This window comes from Klebsiella sp. V115_8, from assembly GCF_029967715.1.
Classification (GTDB): Bacteria; Pseudomonadota; Gammaproteobacteria; order Enterobacterales; family Enterobacteriaceae; genus Klebsiella; species Klebsiella quasipneumoniae.
In genome coordinates, this window is record NZ_JASCAR010000036.1 from 69,209 (window position 1) to 83,474 (window position 14,266).

The 14,266-nt window shown below is 60.0% G+C and carries 11 protein-coding genes; 7 read left to right on the top strand and 4 right to left on the bottom strand.

The window, feature by feature from the left end:
- Window positions 1-104: 104 nt before the first annotated feature.
- The 3 genes from catA to QLG03_RS16850 form a co-directional block, all read right to left on the bottom strand.
- A complete protein-coding gene (gene catA, locus QLG03_RS16840; protein WP_255988014.1) occupies window positions 105-1,031 on the bottom strand; it encodes a catechol 1,2-dioxygenase in 927 nt (308 codons plus the stop codon).
- A gap of 69 nt (window positions 1,032-1,100) precedes the next feature.
- Window positions 1,101-1,391 (bottom strand): muconolactone Delta-isomerase, encoded by a 291-nt coding sequence (catC, locus tag QLG03_RS16845; protein ID WP_023289855.1) that lies wholly within the window; start codon window positions 1,389-1,391, stop codon window positions 1,101-1,103.
- A gap of 19 nt (window positions 1,392-1,410) precedes the next feature.
- On the bottom strand, window positions 1,411-2,574 hold the full coding sequence (locus QLG03_RS16850) for a muconate cycloisomerase family protein (RefSeq protein ID WP_171005068.1): 1,164 nt from the start codon (window positions 2,572-2,574) through the stop codon (window positions 1,411-1,413).
- Between the two features lie 171 nt (window positions 2,575-2,745).
- Here QLG03_RS16850 and QLG03_RS16855 point away from each other — a divergent pair, with 171 nt between their 5' ends.
- Window positions 2,746-3,582 carry an IclR family transcriptional regulator C-terminal domain-containing protein gene (locus QLG03_RS16855; RefSeq protein ID WP_072096558.1) on the top strand — a complete coding sequence of 279 codons (837 nt, stop codon included), beginning with the start codon at window positions 2,746-2,748 and terminating at the stop codon, window positions 3,580-3,582.
- On the opposite strand, the gene kmrA is transcribed toward QLG03_RS16855, so the two are convergent.
- The gene (gene kmrA, locus QLG03_RS16860; protein WP_233672923.1) at window positions 3,577-5,076 is read right to left on the bottom strand and encodes an efflux MFS transporter KmrA; all 1,500 of its coding nucleotides are present in this window, start codon (window positions 5,074-5,076) and stop codon (window positions 3,577-3,579) included. The two genes, QLG03_RS16855 and kmrA, sit on opposite strands and share 6 nt — an antisense overlap.
- A 119-nt stretch (window positions 5,077-5,195) precedes the next feature.
- Between kmrA and QLG03_RS16865 the strand changes: the two genes are divergently transcribed.
- The 6 genes from QLG03_RS16865 (at window position 5,196) to narI (ending at window position 14,096) form a co-directional block, all read left to right on the top strand.
- On the top strand, window positions 5,196-5,771 hold the full coding sequence (locus QLG03_RS16865) for a TetR family transcriptional regulator (protein WP_044523547.1): 576 nt from the start codon (window positions 5,196-5,198) through the stop codon (window positions 5,769-5,771).
- Window positions 5,772-5,946: 175 nt separating this feature from the next.
- Window positions 5,947-7,329 (top strand): NarK family nitrate/nitrite MFS transporter, encoded by a 1,383-nt coding sequence (locus QLG03_RS16870; protein ID WP_023289860.1) that lies wholly within the window; start codon window positions 5,947-5,949, stop codon window positions 7,327-7,329.
- Window positions 7,330-7,442: 113 nt separating this feature from the next.
- Window positions 7,443-11,183 (top strand): nitrate reductase subunit alpha, encoded by a 3,741-nt coding sequence (locus tag QLG03_RS16875; RefSeq protein WP_274578556.1) that lies wholly within the window; start codon window positions 7,443-7,445, stop codon window positions 11,181-11,183.
- The gene (narH, locus tag QLG03_RS16880; RefSeq protein ID WP_004202708.1) at window positions 11,180-12,724 is read left to right on the top strand and encodes a nitrate reductase subunit beta; all 1,545 of its coding nucleotides are present in this window, start codon (window positions 11,180-11,182) and stop codon (window positions 12,722-12,724) included. Before QLG03_RS16875 ends, narH begins: the two co-directional genes overlap by 4 nt.
- Window positions 12,724-13,419 (top strand): nitrate reductase molybdenum cofactor assembly chaperone, encoded by a 696-nt coding sequence (gene narW / locus QLG03_RS16885; RefSeq protein ID WP_032453024.1) that lies wholly within the window; start codon window positions 12,724-12,726, stop codon window positions 13,417-13,419. The genes narH and narW overlap by 1 nt, the downstream gene beginning before the upstream one ends.
- On the top strand, window positions 13,416-14,096 hold the full coding sequence (narI, locus tag QLG03_RS16890) for a respiratory nitrate reductase subunit gamma (protein WP_023289864.1): 681 nt from the start codon (window positions 13,416-13,418) through the stop codon (window positions 14,094-14,096). Before narW ends, narI begins: the two co-directional genes overlap by 4 nt.
- The last annotated feature ends 170 nt before the right edge of the window (window positions 14,097-14,266 follow it).

The following is a 14,266-nucleotide window of genomic DNA, read 5'->3' on the forward strand; positions in this document are numbered from 1 at the left end:
AGTCCCTCCTGCAGTATTCAGGATGAAAGAAACCGGGTGAATTGTTTGCTTTCAGGTGCAATGTCTGGCCCGGGCAACCGCGTGCCCGGGGCCGTTACAGCAGATTACGCTTTGGCGCGCAGGCGGGCGCCGCGCTGCTCTTCGTCGGCGCTGAGCGCTTTACACAGGGTGAAATCAAAACAGACCTCAGTGTGCTCTCCCTCAAGGTCGCGCTGCGCGATAGTCTCGCGGTCCGTCACTTTGATCGGGTCGGCAATCAGGCCGTCGCGGGTGGCAAAGGCAAAATCATCCCACAGGTATTTATCGCCGCTGAGGTTGATCTGGCTGGTGAGATGTTTATGCCCCGGCGCGGAGACGAAGAAGTGAATGTGCGCCGGACGGTTGCCATGTCGGCCTAACCGATCCAGCAGCTTCTGCGTCGGGCCATCCGGCGGACAGCCGTAGCCGGAAGGCAGGATGCTGCGCACGCTGTAGCGGCCATCGGCGCCGGTGCGGATCCGCCGGCGCAGGTTGTATTCGCTCTGGCTCGGGTCGAAGAAGGAGTAATTGCCGAGGGTATTGGCGTGCCAGATATCGACAATGGCGTTGGCCACCGGCCGGCCCTCGGTATCGTTGACCTGGCCATGCAGCCACATCACTTCCCCGGCGTCGGCGCCATCATCCATCCGGGCGTGGCAGTCGGCCAGCGGCGCATTAGCCACATACAGCGGCCCTTCGATGGTGCGCGGGGTGCCGGTTTCCCGGCGCGCCGCTGCGTCAATGGCGTCCTGACGCAGGTCGAGGAAATGCTCCAGACCCAGTCCCGCCGCCAGCAGCGCCGCCTCCTGACGGCCGCCCAGCGCATGCAGATAGTTCACCGCATGCCAGAACTCTTCTTCGGTAACGTTATAGTCGTCGATCAGCGTACAGATATTCTCCAGCAGACGGTGAATAATGGCTTTAAAACGTTCGTTACCGCCAGGGACATGTAAACCCGCGCCTTCACGTAATAATTTCTGCACGGCTTCTTGTTGTACGAAAGCATTACTCATCATTATTCTCTCTTATCGTTGTAGGGTATTTCCCGGGTCACCCCGGCATAAGGTCAGGTGTTATTATTATTAGCTATCGTCGTCACGAACAGACGAGGGATGACGGCACAGCGCCTCGACGCGAATATCCATAAAAGGATACAGCGGCAATCCCATTAATATTTGATGTAACTCTTCGGCATCGTTGACATCGAAAATACTGACATTGGCGTAAAGACCGGCGACGCGCCAGATATGTCGCCATTTGCCTTCCCGCTGTAATTGTTGTGAATAGGCTTTTTCGCGTTGCTTTATTTCCTCCGCTTCGGCGACGGGAAAGCCAAGCGGAATATTCACGGTCATCTCCACTTTAAATAGCATGTGTTTCTCCTGTTACCCGCTACGCCTGGCGGGTGTAAAAACGCAGTTTGTCTTCATCCAGCTCGACGCCAAGACCCGGGGTTTGCGGGAGCACCACCTCGCCGTCGGCAAAGGAGAGCGGTACGCGGACGATATCGTCTTTCAGCAACAGCGGGCCGAACATCTCGGTGCCCCACTGCAGCGGCAGCGTCGACCAGGCGTGCAGCGAGGCGACAGTCCCCACGGTCCCCTCCAGCATGGTGCCGCCATACAGGCCAATCCCCGCCGCCTGGGCGACGCGGGCCAGCGCCAGTACGCTATTCGGTCCGCCGGCCTTGGCTATTTTCAGCGCGTAAGCGCCGGTAAAGCCCTGCTGCGCCAGTTGATAGCCATCGTAAGCGGTGGCTACCGCTTCGTCGGCGAGGATCGCGGTTTCAATATGCTGGCTCAACCGCACCAGCGCCGCGTTGTCGTGGGCGCTGACCGGCTGTTCGATGAGGTCGACGCCCATCGCCGCCAGCTCGCGGCAGCCTTTCGCGCCGGTCGCCGCGTCCCAGGCCTGGTTGACGTCGACGCGGATGCTGGCGCGATCCCCTAACGCTTCCACAATGGCGCGGGTATGGCGCAGGTCGGTAGCTAATTCGCGGGCGCCAATTTTCAGCTTGAATGCCCGATGGCGGCCCTCTGCTAACAATTTTTCCCCTTCGGCAATATCTTTTGCGGTATCGCCGCTGGCTAACGTCCACAGCACCGGCAAGGACGTTTGCAGCGCGCCGCCGAGCAGCGCCGACACCGGCAGGCCCAACGCTTTGCCCTGCGCATCCAACAGCGCGGTTTCAATGGCGGACTTCGCAAAGGTGTTGCCTTTAACGGCGCTGTTCATGCGGGCGGTCAGCGCATTCAGGTTATCGGCCGGTTGCCCCAGCAGCAGCGGCGTCAGGTAATGCGTTATCGCCGACGAGATAGCCTCCGGGCTCTCGACGCCATAGCTCAAGCCGCCGATGGTGGTGGCCTCGCCAATGCCGCAGATGCCGTCGGAGCGAGTAAGGCGCACGATCACCAGCGTCTGACATCCCATGGTGGTCATCGACAATTTATGTGGCCGGATGGTTGGGACATCCACAATCCAGCTCTCAATACCTTCTACGGTGGCAGTCATTTTCGCTTCCTGATGAGATGTATAACTTTTTGTACCCACATCCATAACGGGGAGGGCTGTGCCATTGACAATAGGGTTCGGTCTGGCGGGTGGTCAACGGCGATAATCGAAATGTTGTGCGATTATCGGCACGTTTGTTAAAAGGCGGTTAATAATGTGATCGCGGTGGTAAAACCGGCACAATTCAGGACGGTGCGGTTAGCGCACGGTATAGTGATGCCCCGTGAGCTTTGCAATGCAACGGAGAGGGAATCCATGCGTGACCATACCCCCACCACCCTAAGCGCCAGGCAGGCCGAGCACGATCCCAACTTTATGCTGTCTCTGGCTCGCGGGCTGGAGGTGCTTAACGCCTTTACCCCGCAGCGTCAGCGGCTGACCATTTCCCAGTTAAGCCAGAAAACGCAAATTTCCCGCGCGGCGGTACGCCGCTGCCTGTATACCCTCGCCGCGCTGGGCATGGTCCATAGCCCGGATGGCCGCCATTATGAGCTGTTGCCCCGGGTGCTGGCGGTGGGCCATGCCTATCTCGCCGGCACCCCGCTGGCGAAAGTGGCGCAGACGGCGCTGGATAGCCTCGGCAAAGCCCTCGGCGAATCCTGTTCGGCGGCGACGCTTGATGGGGATAACGTGCTCTATATCGCCCGCGCCGCGGTGAATAATTTACTGAGCGTCGATCTCGGACGCGGCAGCCGTCTGCCAGCCTGGGCGACGTCGATGGGTCGGGTATTGCTCAGCGCGCTGCCGGAGGAGCAGCTGGAGGTGACACTGTCACGCGCCGTGCTCATTCGCTACACCCCACACACCCTGTGCGATATGGCCGGGCTACGCGCGGAGATTGATCGGGTGCGCATGCAGGGCTATGCCCTCGCCGACCGCCAGATAGAGGTGGGCCTGTGCTCGCTGGCGGTGCCGGTGCTGTCGCGTCATGGCCAGGTGGTGGCCGCGCTGAATGTCGGAGTGCCGGCCGCGACGGTCAGCGCCGGGGCGTTAAAAGAGAAGGCCCTCGCCCCGCTACGCCGCGCGGCGATGGACCTGTCGCTACAGCTATAGTGCCGACGGCGGCTTCGTCGCCGTGGCGAGGCTGCGCCAGATCCCGGCGGCCAGCAGCAGCAGCATGACCCCCGCTGTCGCCAGCACCAGGCTGTGCGCCTGGGTAAAGGCCGCCTTCGCCGCCGCCATTAGCGCCTCCGCCACCCCGGCGGGCAGCGCCTGGGTCAGGCTGACCGCCTCGCCGATCGATGACGACGCCTGCTGCGCCATCGTCTCATTCAGCCCGGACGGTAGCACAATGCTGGCGCTGTAGCTGCGGGTGAGGATCAGGCCGAACAGCGCAATGCCGAGGCCGGCGCCCAGCTCATAAGCCATGGTTTCGATCGCCCCGGCCGCCGCCGCTTTCTCCTTCGGCGCCGCCGCCATAATGGCGGAGCTGGAGGCCAGCAGCGCGCTGGCGACGCTAAAGCCCAGCAGCGTCATCAGCCCCCAGGCCAGCCAGTGTTGAGTGCTGAAGTCGGTCAGCGCCAGGCCCAGAAAGCTGAAGGCGCTCAGCAACATCCCGCCGGTAGCCACCTCGCGCAGTCCGAGCTTCGACACCAGCATCCCGGCAATCGGCCCGCTAAAGCCGCTGGCCACCATCACAGGCAGCATAAACATCCCCGCCTCGAACGGCGTTTTCTGATGCACAAACTGCAGCTCCTGCGCCATCAGCAGCTCAAAACCCACCAGGGTAATCAGGGCCGTCATCGCCATCATCACCCCGCTTAAAATAATACGATGGGTGAACAGGCGCATATCCACCATCGGCCGGGCCGCCGACAGCTGTTTGCGGATAAACCAGGTCAGCATCGCCGCCCCGCCGATCGCCACCAGCGCGGTGAGCCACAGCGCCAGCTGGCCCTTCAGGGCCGATTTGGCGCTAAACACCAGCATCAGGATCGCCGCAATCAAAATGAGCGCCTGCAGCAGGTTCAGCGGCTGGTCGCGGCGCGCGGGCTGGCGCGGCACCACTTTCGCGTTAATGGCGATAACCACCAGCACAATCGGCACGTTGATCAAGAACACCGATCCCCAGTAGAAATGCTCCAGCAGCATGCCGCCCACCAGCGGGCCAAAGGCCGCGCCGCCGGAGCCCACCGCCGCCCACAGCCCCAGCGCCATATTGCGCTGGCTGGCCTCGGCGAAGGTGCTGCGGATCCCGGCAAGCGTCGCCGGAACGATCATCGCCGCCCCCACCGCCAGCAGGGCGCGGGAGGCAATCAGCGTCAGGGCGGTCGGCGACAGCGCGGCGCACAGCGAGGCGACGCCAAAAATAGCGCTGCCGAGCAGCAGCAGACGTTTAAAGCCGATTTTATCGCCAAGGGCGCCCATCGGCAGCACCATCCCGGCCATCACCAATGAATAGATATCAATGATCCACAACAGCTCATTACCGCTGCTGCCCAGCGCGACGCTGAGGGTCGGCGCGGCCACATGCAACACCGTGGCGTCAATCGCCACCGGAATATAAACCAGCAAAATCGCCATCAGCGTCATCCATTGCCGTGACATAGCGTGTACCTCAATGTTAGAACTTGGACACATGTCCAGGATGGCGATCCTGCCGGATTGTTGAACACATGTCCAACTTTTTGTTACACTCGGGCAAGGCCAGATATCAGCGGGGTTCTATGCACTATTTACAGCGGGATGAGCGACGGGAAGGAATTATGCAGGCCGCCATGCGTCTGGCGCTGCGCGGCGGCTTCAGCGCCATGACCGTCCGGCAGATCGCCCGCGAGGCGCAGGTGGCCGCCGGACAACTGCACCACCACTTCGCCTCCATTGGCGAGCTGAAGTCCCAGGTGTTCATCCGTCTTATCCGCGAGATGCTCGACATGCCGCTGGTGGCGGAGGATGCCAGCTGGCGCGAGCGGTTATTCTCGATGATCGGCAGCGAGGATGGCCGGCTGGAACCCTATATCCGCCTGTGGCGGGAAGGCCAGGTTCTGGCCGACAGCGACCCGGACATCAAAGCGGCCTACCGGCTGACCATGACCATGTGGCATGCCGAGACCGTGGCGATCGTGGAACAGGGCCTCGCCTGCGGTGAGTTTCACTCGAGCGAGCCGCCGGTGGATATCGCCTGGCGTTTTATCGCCCTGGTGTGCGGCCTCGACGGGATTTACGCCCTCGGCACCCAAACCCTGGACGAGACGGCGTTTAGCCGTTACGTCAATAAGATGATTACGCTGGAGTTATTTTAGTTAAATTTTACATTTAGTAACAATTAATCCCGCTACGCTCTCCACGTGCTCTCCGACAGCACGTTTTTTTTATCTACGCTTTTTAGATAACGCCAATTAAGGGTTATTCACCGTCACCTTGTATTCAGCTGTTGACCTTATTTATTTACTCCATTCCGGGCAATTAGAGGGCAATATGTCGGTACAAAATGAGAAAGATAATCATTACCTTTTGAAAAACTGGCGGCCAGAAAATAAGGCCTTCTGGGAAAACAAGGGTCAGGCCATTGCGAGAAGAAACCTCTGGATATCAGTCACCTGCTTACTACTTGCCTTCTGCGTATGGATGTTATTCAGCGCCGTGGCGGTCAACCTTAATAAGGTCGGTTTTCATTTCACTACCGACCAGCTTTTTTTATTAACCGCACTTCCTTCACTTTCCGGCGCGATATTACGGGTCCCCTACTCCTTTATGGTACCCCTCTTCGGCGGGCGCTACTGGACCGTATTAAGTACAGTGATCCTAATTGTGCCTTGTATTTGGTTAGGCGTGGCGATCCAGAATAGCGCTACTCCATTCTGGGTATTTATTGTTATTGCGCTGCTGTGCGGTTTTGCCGGGGCTAATTTTGCTTCCAGTATGGGAAATATCAGTTTCTTTTTTCCCAAAGCCAAACAGGGCAGCGCGCTGGGGGTCAACGGCGGCCTGGGCAATCTCGGGGTCAGCGTGATGCAGATGGTCGCCCCGGCGGTGATCTTCCTGCCGATCTTCACCTTCCTCGGCGTCCATGGCGTCACCCAGCCCGATGGATCGACCATGGCCCTGAGTAATGCGGCGCTCGTCTGGGTACCCCTCCTGCTGCTTGCCACCGCTGCCGCCTGGTTCGGTATGAATGATATCGCCAGTTCGAAGGCCTCGATTCGCGATCAGCTTCCCGTACTCAAGCGCCCGCATATGTGGCTGTTGAGCCTGCTCTATCTGGCGACTTTCGGCTCATTTATCGGCTTCTCCGCCGGCTTCGCCATGCTGGCGAAAACCCAGTTTCCTGCGGTCGACATTCTCAAGCTGGCTTTCTTTGGACCGTTTATTGGCGCGCTGGCGCGCTCGTTCGGCGGGATCATCTCCGACCGTCTGGGCGGTGTGCGGGTGACGCTGGTCAATTTCGTGCTGATGGCGCTCTTTACCGGTCTGCTGTTCCTCACCCTGCCGGGCAGCGGATCCGGTAGCTTCCTCGCCTTCTACGTGGTGTTTATGGGGCTGTTCTTAACCGCCGGGCTCGGCAGCGGCTCCACCTTCCAGATGATCGCCGTCATCTTCCGTCAGCTCACCATCGAGAGCGTGAGGCAGCGCGGCGGCAGCGAAGAAGAAGCGCAGCATGAAGCCGTGACCGATACCGCTGCCGCGCTGGGCTTTATCTCGGCAATTGGCGCCATCGGCGGCTTCTTTATCCCGAAAGCCTTCGGCACTTCGCTGGCGATGACCGGTTCGCCGGTCGGGGCGATGAAGGTCTTCTTCGTTTTTTACGTGGTTTGCGTATTGGTGACCTGGCTGGTCTACGGCCGACGTAAACCCGCTTAACCATAACGATTTATCTGCCGGATGGCGGCTTCCGCCTTATCCGGCGTACGCGTTCGTTCGCTCATCCGGCCGGGTGGCACGATGCCGGACTTTATCGGAGCAGGAGAAATGTCATGAGTAAACTACTGGATCGCTTTCGCTACTTTAAGCAGAAAGGCGAAACCTTTGCCAACGGCCACGGTCAGGTCTACAACAACAACCGTGACTGGGAAGACAGCTACCGTCAACGCTGGCAGTTCGACAAAATTGTCCGCTCCACCCACGGCGTGAATTGCACCGGCTCCTGCAGCTGGAAAATTTATGTCAAAAACGGTCTGGTGACCTGGGAAACCCAGCAGACCGATTATCCGCGTACCCGCCCGGATCTGCCGAACCATGAACCACGCGGCTGCCCGCGAGGCGCCAGCTACTCCTGGTATCTCTATAGCGCCAACCGTCTGAAGTACCCGCTGGCGCGTAAACGGCTGATTGCGTTGTGGCGCGAAGCACTGGCTGAGTTTCCCGACCCGGTGCAGGCCTGGGATAGCATCATGCAGGATCCGGCCAAAACCATCAGCTATAAAGCGGCGCGCGGCAAAGGCGGCTTTGTCCGCTCCAGCTGGAAAGAGCTGAATCAGCTCATCGCCGCCGCCAACGTCTGGACCATCAAACACTACGGCCCGGACCGTGTCGCCGGGTTCTCGCCGATCCCGGCGATGTCGATGGTCTCCTACGCGGCGGGTACCCGCTATTTATCCCTTATCGGCGGCACCTGCCTCAGCTTCTACGACTGGTACTGCGATCTGCCCCCGGCCTCGCCAATGACCTGGGGCGAGCAGACCGACGTGCCGGAATCCGCCGACTGGTACAACGCCAGCTACATTATCGCCTGGGGCTCCAACGTGCCGCAGACCCGGACCCCGGATGCCCACTTCTTCACCGAAGTACGCTACAAAGGCACCAAAACCATCGCCATCACCCCGGACTATTCGGAAGTGGCCAAACTGTGCGACCACTGGCTGGCGCCGAAGCAAGGTACCGACAGCGCGCTGGCGATGGCCATGGGCCACGTCATCCTCAAAGCCTTCCACCTTGATAACCCGAGCGATTACTTTCTTAACTACTGCCGCACCTATACCGACATGCCGATGCTGGTGATGCTTGAGCCGCGCGACGATGGCAGCTATGTGCCAGGCCGCATGCTGCGCGCCTCCGACCTGCTGGATGGACTGGGCGAAACGAATAACCCGGAATGGAAAACCGTCGCCTGCACCGCCGACGGCGAACTGGTGGCGCCAAACGGTTCCATCGGCTTTCGCTGGGGCGAAAAAGGGAAATGGAATCTCGAACCGCTGGCTGACGGCAAAACGGTGGAGCTCACGCTGTCTCTGCTGGATATTCGCGACAGCGTGGCGTCAGTCGCCTTCCCCTACTTCGGCGGCAATGAAAACCCGCATTTCCGCAGCGTGCCGCAGGCACCGGTAACCCTTCATCCGCTCCCGGTGAAACAGCTGACGCTGGCCAGTGGCGAAAGCGGCCTGGTGGTCAGCGTATATGACCTGATTCTGGCTAACTACGGCCTGGACCGAGGGCTTGATGATGTCAATGCGGCGAAAGATTTCGCCGAGGTTAAAGCCTATACCCCGGCGTGGGCGGAGCAGATCACCGGCGTGCCGCGCCAGCATATCGAACAAATCGCCCGCGAGTTCGCCGATACGGCACATAAAACCCATGGCCGTTCGATGATTATCCTCGGCGCCGGGGTAAACCACTGGTACCACATGGATATGAACTACCGGGGGATGATTAACCTGCTGGTGTTCTGCGGCTGCGTCGGCCAGAGCGGCGGCGGTTGGTCGCACTATGTTGGCCAGGAGAAGCTGCGCCCGCAGACCGGCTGGCTGCCGCTGGCGTTCGCGCTGGACTGGAACCGTCCGCCGCGGCAAATGAACAGCACCTCCTATTTCTACAATCACGCCAGCCAGTGGCGCTATGAAAAACTGACCGCGCAGGAGCTGTTGTCGCCGCTGGCCGACGCCAGCAAATTTAGCGGCAGCCTTATCGACTTCAACGTCCGCGCGGAACGGATGGGCTGGTTGCCTTCTGCGCCACAGCTCAACGTCAACCCGCTGACCATCAAGCAGCAGGCCGAGGCCGCCGGGCTATCGCCCTCGGATTTCACGGTGCGGTCGCTAAAATCCGGCGAGATCCGCTTTGCCGCCGAGCAACCGGACAGCGGCAAAAACCATCCGCGGAACCTGTTTATCTGGCGCTCTAACCTGCTGGGATCGTCCGGTAAGGGGCATGAGTACATGTTGAAATACCTGCTCGGGACCGACAGCGGTATTCAGGGGGATGAACTGGGCGCCAGCGATGAGGTGAAACCTGAGGAAGTCGAGTGGCAGACGGCGGCTATCGAGGGCAAACTCGACCTGCTGGTGACGCTGGATTTCCGCATGTCCAGTACCTGTCTCTTTTCCGATATTGTTCTACCGACCGCCACCTGGTACGAAAAAGACGATATGAACACCTCGGATATGCATCCGTTTATCCACCCGCTTTCCGCCGCCGTCGACCCGGCGTGGGAGGCAAAGAGCGACTGGGAGATTTACAAAGATATCGCCAAATCCTTCTCGCAGGTCTGCGTCGGCCATCTCGGGAAAGAGACCGACGTGGTGCTGGTCCCGCTGCAGCATGACTCTCCGGCTGAGCTGGCGCAGCCGTTCGAGGTGCTTGACTGGCGCAAGGGCGAATGCGATCTGATCCCCGGGAAAACCGCTCCGTCGATTGCCCTGGTGGAGCGCGACTATCCCGCCACCTGGGAACGCTTCACCTCTCTCGGTCCGCTGCTCGATAAGCTTGGCAACGGCGGAAAAGGCATCTCGTGGAATACGCAAAGCGAAGTCGATTTCCTCGGCAAGCTTAACTACCTCAAGCAGGACGGTCCGGCCAAAGGCCGGCCGCGGATCGACAGCGCCATTGACGCCTCCGAAGTTATTCTCAGCCTCGCGCCGGAAACCAACGGCCAGGTGGCGGTGAAAGCCTGGCAGGCGCTGGGAGAATTTACCGGTCGCGACCACACTCATCTGGCGCTGAATAAAGAGGATGAGAAGATCCGCTTCCGCGATATTCAGGCGCAGCCGCGCAAGATCATCTCCAGCCCAACGTGGTCCGGACTGGAAAGCGAGCACGTCTCCTACAACGCCGGTTATACCAATGTGCACGAACTGATCCCGTGGCGCACCCTCTCCGGGCGGCAACAGCTGTATCAGGACCATCCGTGGATGCGGGCTTTTGGCGAAAGCCTGGTGGCTTATCGCCCGCCCATTGATACCCGCAGCGTCAGCCAGATGAAGGCCGTGCCGCCGAACGGTTTTCCGGAGAAAGCGCTGAACTTCCTGACCCCGCACCAGAAATGGGGGATCCACTCCACATACAGCGAAAACCTGCTGATGCTGACGCTGTCGCGCGGCGGGCCGATCGTCTGGCTCAGTGAAACTGACGCCAGAGAGCTGGGCATTGAAGATAACGACTGGATCGAAGCGTTCAACGCCAACGGCGCCCTCACCGCCCGGGCGGTGGTGAGCCAGCGCGTGCCGCCGGGGATGACCATGATGTATCACGCTCAGGAGCGGATTATGAATATCCCGGGTTCGGAAGTGACCGGCCGCCGCGGCGGCATTCATAACTCCGTCACCCGCGTCTGCCCGAAGCCGACGCACATGATCGGCGGCTACGCCCAGCTGGCCTATGGCTTTAACTACTACGGTACCGTCGGCTCCAACCGCGACGAGTTCATCATGATCCGCAAAATGAAAAATATTGCCTGGCTGGATGACGAAGGCCGCGATCAGGTACAGGAGGCGAAAAAATGAAAATCCGTTCTCAGGTTGGAATGGTGCTGAATCTGGACAAATGCATTGGCTGTCACACCTGCTCGGTCACCTGTAAAAACGTCTGGAGCAGCCGGGAGGGCATGGAGTACGCGTGGTTCAATAATGTGGAAACCAAACCGGGCATTGGCTACCCAAAAAACTGGGAAGACCAGGAGCAGTGGCAAGGCGGCTGGATCCGCGGCATCAGCGGTAAACTGACGCCCCGCCTCGGCAATCGGGTTAGCGTGCTGTCGAAGATATTCGCCAACCCGGTGCTGCCGGCGATTGACGATTACTACGAACCTTTCACCTACGATTACCAGCATCTGCACAACGCGCCGGAGGGAAAATATCTGCCTACCGCCCGCCCACGCTCGCTGATCAGCGGCGAGCGGATGGATAAAATTGACTGGGGCCCGAACTGGGAGGAACTGCTCGGCGGTGAATTCGAGAAACGCGCCCGCGACCGTAACTTCGAAGCCATGCAGAAAGAGATGTACGGCCAGTTCGAAAACACCTTTATGATGTACCTCCCGCGCCTGTGCGAGCACTGCCTCAACCCGAGCTGCGTGGCCACCTGCCCGAGCGGCGCCATCTACAAGCGTGAGGAAGATGGCATCGTGCTGATAGACCAGGACAAATGCCGCGGCTGGCGGATGTGCATCAGCGGCTGTCCATATAAAAAAATCTACTTTAACTGGAAGAGCGGTAAGTCGGAAAAATGCATCTTCTGCTATCCGCGCATTGAGTCCGGGCAGCCAACGGTGTGCTCCGAAACCTGCGTCGGGCGCATCCGCTATCTCGGCGTCTTGCTGTATGACGCCGACCGTATCGAAGAAGCTGCCAGCACCGAGCATGAAACCGACCTCTATGAGCGCCAGTGCGAGGTATTCCTTAATCCAAACGATCCGGCGGTCATCGAGGAAGCGTTAAAACAAGGCATCCCCCACAATGTCATTGAGGCGGCGCAGAAATCGCCGGTCTATAAGCTGGCGATGGACTGGAAACTGGCCCTGCCGCTGCATCCGGAGTATCGCACCCTGCCGATGGTCTGGTATGTGCCGCCCCTGTCGCCGATCCAGTCGGTTGCCGACGCCGGCGGCCTGCCCAACAACGGCGCCATCCTGCCAGCGGTTGAGAGCCTGCGCATTCCGGTCCAGTACCTGGCGAACCTGTTGAGCGCCGGGGATACCGGGCCGGTATTGCGCGCGCTGAAACGGATGATGGCGATGCGCCACTACAAGCGCTCGCAAACCGTTGAGGGCGTGACCGATACCCGGGCAATTGAAGAGGTGGGACTCAGCGTTGAGCAGGTCGAAGAGATGTATCGCTATCTGGCGATCGCCAACTACGAAGACCGCTTCGTGATCCCCACCAGCCATCGCGAACTGGCAGAGGATGCCTTCCCGGAACGCAACGGCTGCGGCTTTACCTTCGGCGACGGCTGCCACGGGTCAGATACGAAATTCAACCTGTTTAACAGCCGGCGGATTGACGCCATCGACGTCAGCGGCGTGCGTAAGCATGGGGAGGGAGAGTGATGCGGATCCTGAAAGTGCTCGGTCTGCTGCTGGAGTATCCCGACGAGGTGCTGTGGGAGAACCGCGACGAAGCCCTGGCGCTGGTCAGCGCCGATATCCCTTCCCTGACGCCCTTTGTCGGGGAGCTGCTGGCGGCGCCGCTGTTGGATCGCCAGGCCGACTGGTGCGAGGTGTTCGAGCGAGGGCGCGCTACCTCGCTGCTGCTGTTTGAACATGTGCATGCTGAGTCCCGCGACCGTGGCCAGGCGATGGTGGACCTGATGAATCAGTATCAGCAGGCAGGTCTGCTGATCGATTGTCGTGAACTGCCCGACTATCTGCCGCTGTATCTGGAGTATCTCAGTATTTTACCCCTCGCCGACGCCCGCGAAGGGCTGCAGAATATCGCGCCGATTCTGGCGCTGATCGGCGGCCGCCTGAAGCAACGAGAATGCTCGTATTATCAACTTTTTGACGCCCTGCTGGAACTGGCAAAAAGCCCGCTCACCAGTGACAGTGTCACCAAACAGGTGGCAGGAGAAAAGCGCGACGATACCTGTCAGGCGCTGGACGAAGTGTGGGAAGAAGAGCAGGTGAAGTTTATTGAAGATAATGCGACCGCTTGCGACAGCTCGCCTATGCAAGCTTATCAACGACGCTTTAGCCAGGATGTGGCGCCGCTGTACGTCGACATCCGCGCCGGAGGCCCGAAATGATCCAGTATCTGAACGTCTTCTTTTACGATATCTACCCTTACCTTTGCGGCGCCGTGTTTCTGCTCGGCAGCTGGCTACGCTACGACTATGGGCAGTATACCTGGCGCGCGTCATCCAGCCAGATGCTGGATAAACGCGGTATGGTGCTATGGTCGAACTTGTTTCATATCGGCATTCTCGGCATTTTTTTCGGCCATCTCTTTGGCATGCTGACCCCGCACTGGGTCTACTCGTGGTTCCTGCCAATGTCGCAGAAGCAGCTGATGGCAATGATCCTCGGCGGCGTGTGTGGGGTGCTCACCCTGGTGGGCGGCATCGGCTTGCTGGCTCGCCGCCTGACCAACCCGCGCATTCGCGCCACCTCCACCACGGCAGATATTCTGATCCTGTGCATTTTGCTGATTCAGTGCGCGCTGGGGCTGACGACGATCCCCTTCTCCGCCCAGCATCCGGACGGCAGCGAAATGCTCAAGCTGGTGGACTGGGCGCAGGCGGTGGTCACCTTCCACGGCGGCGCCTCGGCGCATCTGGACGGCGTGGCCTGGATTTACCGCGTCCACCTGGTTCTGGGGATGACCATCTTCCTGATCTTCCCGTTCACCCGTCTGGTTCACGTCTGGAGCGCGCCGGTGGAGTATTTCACCCGCCGCTACCAGGTGGTGCGCTCCCGACGCTGAGCGCTGGCGGCTGTTATCATTCATCCTAACCGGTAGCCCGGACGCGGCCTTCGCGCGAGTCCGGGTAGTTATCGACCCGGCTCCAGCCGTTATGCCGGGTGGCGGCTGTCGCCTTACCCGGCCTACAGGGCGCTCTCACAGGCTCATACCCCGTAGGCCCGCGCAAGCGC